Consider the following 5,985-nt stretch of genomic DNA (forward strand, 5'->3'; position numbering starts at 1 on the left):
CAAATCGGACAGACAGTGTCATGAGCAGAGGGGTGAGGACAGCCCATCCTGTACCTATGACAAATAGGGCTACCGGTTCATTGCCAAATTCCAACGCCCCAAAGCGGTGTCCCCCGTGGAAGGCCAAAGGTCCACCCACTAGCCCTGCCAGCGTCTGGAGAAGCCAGCGCTCTCTCAGCCATCGCAGGGAAACATTCAGAATGGTCGCGAACAGTCCCCACATTAAGATGATCCAGTAAGGCGCGGTCCACCGGACAATCACCCCGACTTCGTATGCGACCAGGTTCAGCCAAACCAAGAGACTTTCCCAGGCTGCGCCGATGGCCAAGGCCGAAAGGACTAAGAATAGCTCCTGGCGTGGCATGGGAGCTTGAATGAGATGCAAGATTACAATGCCGACGGCTATGGCTGCCCCGAGCGAGGGACGGCCGGCAGCCGCACTGAGTACACAGGCGAACCACCCGATCTGGAATAACACGACGTTGACCAAAGTCCTGAAGAAGTCCGGGCTCACGCCGCATTTGTTCCGGGACGCTCGAAGAGATAATGACTGACTCCCCATTGTTCACCTCTCTCGTAGCCAAACAGTTCGGCACAGGCCATAAAGAACATCCGCCATCGCATCCACCAGGTCTGGGCGTCGGCTTTGCCATACGTTCTGACAAACAGCGGCCAGAGTGAGCCTCGTGCCTGATCCATGTTTGCCAGCCATGCATTGGCCGTTTTCTCATAGTGCGTTCCGTTCCACCACCAACGTTGCACGAATCGAACGTGGTCCTGAAAGGCCAGCGGCAGGGCTTCACAAGGCATCATGCCGCCTGTAAAAAAGTGACGGCTCATCCAGTCGCTTTGACCGCGGTCTTCGAAAAGATACGGGGCGGTACGATGGACGAAGATGTGCATGAAAAAGAGGCCCCCCGGTTTCAACCATCCATGGACCTTTGAGAAAAGCTTCGGCCAGTTACGCATATGTTCGAACATTTCGACAGAAACCACACGATCGAACCGCGCCAGCCCGATGTCAAAATTGTTCATGTCACACGTCTGCACCTCGATGTTGCCGAAGCCTTCTTGCCTGGCCCTCGCTTCAATGAATTCACGCTGTGATTTAGAGTTTGAAACGGCAACAATATGGCTGTTGGGATAGGCCTTGGCCATCCAGCGCGTGAGCGATCCCCACCCACACCCCAACTCCAGGATCGTCTGCCCATCCCGAAGTCGGGCATGCCCGCAGGTCTCCTGTAGGCCTGCCGCCTCCGCGTCAGCGAGCGTGACCGCATCGTCCGCCCAATACGCGCTGCTGTACTTGAGATGCGGTCCCAGAACAGCCTCAAAGAATGCCGCGGGCACTTCGTAATGCTGGGCATTGGCTTTCTCCGGAACAACCGCGATGGGCGACTTTCGCATGTTTTCGATTAATCTTGCTTGTGCAGTGGAACCGGGTTCTCCATTATTGCGCTTGATCTCAAGGAGACGCTTCCTGATCAACATGCGAATGGCAAGGCGGATCATTGGGTCAGGCACGGCTCCCTTTTCTGTGAGTCTATAGGCAGCTTGATAGAATGGGTTCATAGGCCATACCTTCTCTCTTCAGGCCGGCGCTCGCACGAATTGTAGAAGTATTATCTTAACACTTCGCACTTTGTACTATTGTCTTCTGGCACTCGCTGATCTCGCAATTTACTGCGCTTTGTAGCAACCAAAAGGCCTCGAGCAATTGTGGATTACCAACGGCCTTCCCAATGTCGCGCGCCGGGTCACCGAAAAACTTCGCCTACTTTCTGTCATCGTTAGGTCTTCTGAACGGATCTCACCGTCATTTTGTAATCGCGATCGCGGGCGAAGAGGCTTTGGTCACGGCATCGCTCACACTCAGTTGATACATGGTATGAAGCATGGCAAACACCTCACGATTCCAAGACTCGGAAAGATTCGGTGTATCTTTGATATCCGGGAGCCAATAATATTGGCCCTTGAATTGGGTCGAAACAAAGGTGTCCTCGGGGAGTGCGTCTCCACTTTCGAGTTGGAATGTTGAAGCCGGATTAATTTCCGCAGTGGCATATTGTTGCGTGATAATTCCCGTGCCTGGATCAGGATCCACATCAAATTCGGCCTCCGAACCAAGTCCTTTCGAGACGAATCTCATTGTTTCGTAGAGACTCCGAAGACGAAGAATCGCATGGATAGGATAACTGCCGCCAGGGTGGCCGGCATTGATATCTATGGGAATCTCGTTGGTCTTCAAGTGTTTCGCCTGCAAGTCGAGAGCCCGTCGCTCCTGGTTGCTTAAGCTTGCAAGTGGATAATTGGTCATGATGGTGCGGCCGTAGACGATACGTTTGAGGACATACCCTGACCCATCAGTTTTTCGCTCGAACCGGCCGCCTCTGTCGAGAATGCCCTCGATGTTGGTTGCATGTAAGGAAAAGTTGTCGGGAAAATCTTGCTCTTCTTCATAGACCAGGGGGGCAATGTACAGGCGGTGGATTGAGTGCAGGTAGGTGAGATGGAGAACAAGGCGACGAAATTCCATATATTCTTCACGGTAACCAGGTGAGTTGACGATCACACGATGGCCGCCCTTTTCAGGAGCTGTTTCGACTTCACGAACAGCCATACGTAGGAGCGCAGCCAAATGGTGAGGTTGATGAGAAAGAAACTCAAAGCGGGAATGGTCGAGCGGTAAGAGGACGCGCCTGGTGAATTCCTCCCCTTGTACCGGGATCATGGTGGCCGTTGGATTTTCAGCCACTTCACTTCCGAGGTGAAGACCCAATATATCGTCGTGAAAGACTTCCCCAGAAAGTGCTCCCGAGACCCGAAAGTCGAACGTCGCGGCGATACTCGATGTGATTGTGAAGTGAGGAGATTCTTCGTCTCGCATGCGCAAGAGGTTTATGAGCAATAGCTCTTTTTCCGCCTTCATCACACTTTGATCGTATGCCACCATTGCCCTGTTGATAGCGATGGGACTGACACAACCCGACAACAATAGACAAAAACCGATGGGTGCTCCAAGCATAAGATCCCGGACGAATGTTCTTGTCCTATGAGGGCTTGTCTTATTGATCGTTCTCATGAGCAGCACCTCCCATGTGGCGAGATTTGAGCCGTCTCATGTGCCAAATATCGCGAGCGAAAAGGATAGCGTCAGGGTCTAAAAAAACGGGAGACGTTACGTATCTTTCGAATGTTCCCTTGGCTACGCCTGGGCTAGAGATTGCCGCATCAGTTTTTCGAGCCTTTTGTCCAGATGACCGAAGCTCTCCAATACAGCAATTCCGGAGTTTGCAAAGTGCGCCCGCATGGCGATAGCCCCATCTCCGCCGACAGCTAGATTGGAGATAGGACTCAGTTCTTTGGAGAGAGCCTGGACCAGTTCTTCAGCTTTCGCTTCAGGGAGTGTGAGAGGGAATGAGATAATTGTAAGGTCAGGCCTCACCGCATTACAGAGTTTAGTCAGTGAAGCTACAGGCACGTTGGCTCCTAGGTAGTAGACTCGGCAACCATGGACGCGACATCGATAGGCCACTGTCAATGCGGCGATGTCGTGCTCTTCACCCGGAGGACATGCGACAACAATCTTAGGTCCGAAGTCGGCGACGGGAAGTTGATTCATGGCCGAGAAAATCTTCTGTTGGATCTGCTTCGTGACGTAATGTTCGATGGCTACATTAATGTGGCCGTCATGCCACAACTGACCCACCTGTTCCTGCAGTGGCAGCAAAACCCCGTGTAACGCCTCATCAAACGGAACGACTGCCACAGCTCCATTCAAGCGCCTCTCAAAGGTCACACGATCAAGTGGATCTAGAGCGGAAAGCAATTCCTGCAGCAGTCTGGAGAAGGTGTTGTTGAGAACTGGCACTGGTGGGGTGCTGGCTGACGCGCGTTTGAGAAGTTCCTCACGCCCTACTCTTGAGAGCTCTCCTATCGATGCTCCAGCGTCGAGTTGCGCCTTCAGGTACCGCAATAGGGTGACATCGTCATCAGAGTAGTTGCGGTAACGATTGGCGCCCCTCGTCGGTTTTAGGAGGCCAAAACGGCGCTCCCACACCCGGATGACGTCCTTTGAAAGGCCAGTAAGTTTTGCAACTCTTTGAATTCTATGAGTATTCATTTTTCGTAGCTCGAATATATAATGGTGTTCAATGTTTGTCAAATATTTTTTTAAAAAACACTTGACACATTGGACAACATTGTTTATACATTAGACACACAGTGAACAAACAGTGAACAATATAAATTATGCGGAGGTGATTATGGCGAGCAAGGTTGAATCGAGAAGGGAATTAGTGGAAACGTTACAAGAGGAGGGGGGGCATTCAACCCCTGGACATTCCGTAGCGGGATGCCTTCGCTGTGGGGGACTCCTGGTCAGAGAGTTCTGCACAGACCTGCTCAGCAGCACAGGAGAACTCGATTTCGTCTCCTGCCGCTGTGTGCAGTGTGGTGAGGTCGTTGATCCCGTCATTCTTCAAAACCGGAGACGGCAACAGGAGATCGGAAACGGGAGAACAGTCCCGGGATCGGTGCGGGCAATCGAGTGTCAGGTGACGGCGTTGTTTTAACCAACCAGTATCAACCTGGTTTTTCTCAAACAAGGAGGTATCCGATGCGGAGTCAAATTCTTCTACAGGCAGGCCTAGCGGTATTGTTAGTAGCCGGCTCTGTTTCCCTTTCGATGGCGGGGGAGAAACCAAATAATCATAAGGACATGGTTTCGATTCCCAGGGGCGAATTTACGATGGGGAGCCATGAACATTATGACGAGGACTCCCATCAGGTCGTGGTCGACTCATACATGATCGATAAGTACGAAGTCTCCAACGCCCGATTCAAGGAATTCATGAAGGCCACGGGGCATCCCGCGCCTGCCTACTGGGACGATCCACGTTTGAGCAAGCCGAATCAGCCTGTCGTCGGCGTGAGCTGGAACGATGCTGATGCCTTCTGTAAGTGGGATGGCAAGCGGCTGCCGACGGAGGCGGAATGGGAGCGGGCCGCGAAGGGGCCGCAGGGCGACAATCATTATCCCTGGGGGCACAAGCTCGATCCTAAGAAGGCCAACTACGGGCAAAATGTCGGTCATTCCTTGCCGGTCGACTCCTATCCTGATGGCGTGAGCGGATTCGGAGTCTACAACATGGCTGGCAATGTGTTCGAATGGGTATCTGACTGGTATGACCCGAAGTACTACAAGGAGAGCGTGGCACTGAATCCGCAAGGGCCGGACAAGGGCTACAATTTTGCGAACCAGGGCCCGGTCAAAGTGTTGAGAGGCGGATCCTGGCTTGCGCCGGAGACCTCTTTACACACAAGCCATCGCTTCTGGAATCAACCAGCGAATAACTCCTACGGGGTCGGTCTCGGATTCCGATGCGCCAAGTCGGGTACTGCTGTTTCTGAAGACGCGATGCAGGCAGGTCGCGACGCCTTCATCGCAGCTCTAGTGGCCATGGGTGCTGAGAAGAATGCTGACGCGTTGGCGTCCATTGAAAAGGCTTTGGCAGCTGATCCGGGTAACAAGGAATATCTGGCCACTAGGGATCTGATCAAGAAAACCACGAAAAAGAAATAACACCCAACCGAATGGGGAGCGGTACACCGCTCCCCACCGGAGTCCACAAGGGATGGAGGATTGTGATGAAAGTTCCCAAAGTCATACTGCCGGTACTGTTCTTAACCGGCTTCGCGATCATGAGCGGAACAGCTCAGGCTGAGACCTTAATACCCAAAGACATGATCTATGTGGGGCACGGGCCTTCAGTCATGGGAATCGATAAAAACCAGCCTGTTAACTCAAACAAGAAGCCTACTCCTTATGAGAGACGAATGCAGACTCCTTGGTCGGCTGAGGCATTTAACGACGAAGGCCCAGCCCATGTGGTGTTCCTGGATTCCTACTTGATCGATAAATATGAGGTCTCGAACAAAGAATACGGCGACTTTATCAAGGCTAAGGGCCATCCGGCTCCTGCC

General features: G+C 52.7%; 7 protein-coding genes. 3 read left to right on the forward strand and 4 right to left on the reverse strand.

Features of this window, described 5'->3' with window-relative positions:
* From ACWVCN_RS09435 to ACWVCN_RS09450, 4 genes are all read right to left on the reverse strand, one after another.
* Window positions 1–514, reverse strand: a 514-nt coding sequence (locus ACWVCN_RS09435; protein ID WP_455245338.1) for a DUF2878 domain-containing protein, incomplete at its 3' end; no start/stop codon positions are given.
* Window positions 511–1,572, reverse strand: coding sequence for an SAM-dependent methyltransferase (locus tag ACWVCN_RS09440; protein WP_455245339.1), 1,062 nt, complete (start codon window positions 1,570–1,572; stop codon window positions 511–513). The genes ACWVCN_RS09435 and ACWVCN_RS09440, both read right to left, overlap by 4 nt.
* 244 nt (window positions 1,573–1,816) lie before the next feature.
* Window positions 1,817–3,082 (reverse strand): hypothetical protein, encoded by a 1,266-nt coding sequence (locus ACWVCN_RS09445; RefSeq protein WP_455245341.1) that lies wholly within the window; start codon window positions 3,080–3,082, stop codon window positions 1,817–1,819.
* Between the two features lie 123 nt (window positions 3,083–3,205).
* Window positions 3,206–4,123, reverse strand: a complete 918-nt coding sequence (locus ACWVCN_RS09450; protein WP_455245342.1) for a MerR family transcriptional regulator — start codon at window positions 4,121–4,123, stop codon at window positions 3,206–3,208.
* Window positions 4,124–4,265: 142 nt separating this feature from the next.
* Between ACWVCN_RS09450 and ACWVCN_RS09455 the strand changes: the two genes are divergently transcribed.
* The 3 genes from ACWVCN_RS09455 to ACWVCN_RS09465 form a co-directional block, all read left to right on the forward strand.
* A complete protein-coding gene (locus ACWVCN_RS09455; protein WP_455245343.1) occupies window positions 4,266–4,574 on the forward strand; it encodes a hypothetical protein in 309 nt (102 codons plus the stop codon).
* Between the two features lie 44 nt (window positions 4,575–4,618).
* Window positions 4,619–5,584, forward strand: coding sequence for a formylglycine-generating enzyme family protein (locus tag ACWVCN_RS09460; protein ID WP_455245345.1), 966 nt, complete (start codon window positions 4,619–4,621; stop codon window positions 5,582–5,584).
* 65 nt (window positions 5,585–5,649) lie between these two features.
* Window positions 5,650–5,985, forward strand: a 336-nt coding sequence (locus ACWVCN_RS09465) for an SUMF1/EgtB/PvdO family nonheme iron enzyme (protein WP_455245346.1), incomplete at its 3' end; no start/stop codon positions are given.

This window comes from Petrachloros mirabilis (assembly GCF_975968855.1).

Bases quoted from the DNA above. Each gene is read 5' to 3' on its own strand.
- ACWVCN_RS09440 (WP_455245339.1), bottom strand. From the start codon at position 1,572: ATGAACCCATTCTATCAAGCTGCCTATAGACTCACAGAAAAGGGAGCC.
- ACWVCN_RS09445 (WP_455245341.1), bottom strand. From the start codon at position 3,082: ATGAGAACGATCAATAAGACAAGCCCTCATAGGACAAGAACATTCGTC.
- ACWVCN_RS09460 (WP_455245345.1), top strand. From the start codon at position 4,619: ATGCGGAGTCAAATTCTTCTACAGGCAGGCCTAGCGGTATTGTTAGTA.
- ACWVCN_RS09450 (WP_455245342.1), bottom strand. From the start codon at position 4,123: ATGAATACTCATAGAATTCAAAGAGTTGCAAAACTTACTGGCCTTTCA.
- ACWVCN_RS09455 (WP_455245343.1), top strand. From the start codon at position 4,266: ATGGCGAGCAAGGTTGAATCGAGAAGGGAATTAGTGGAAACGTTACAA.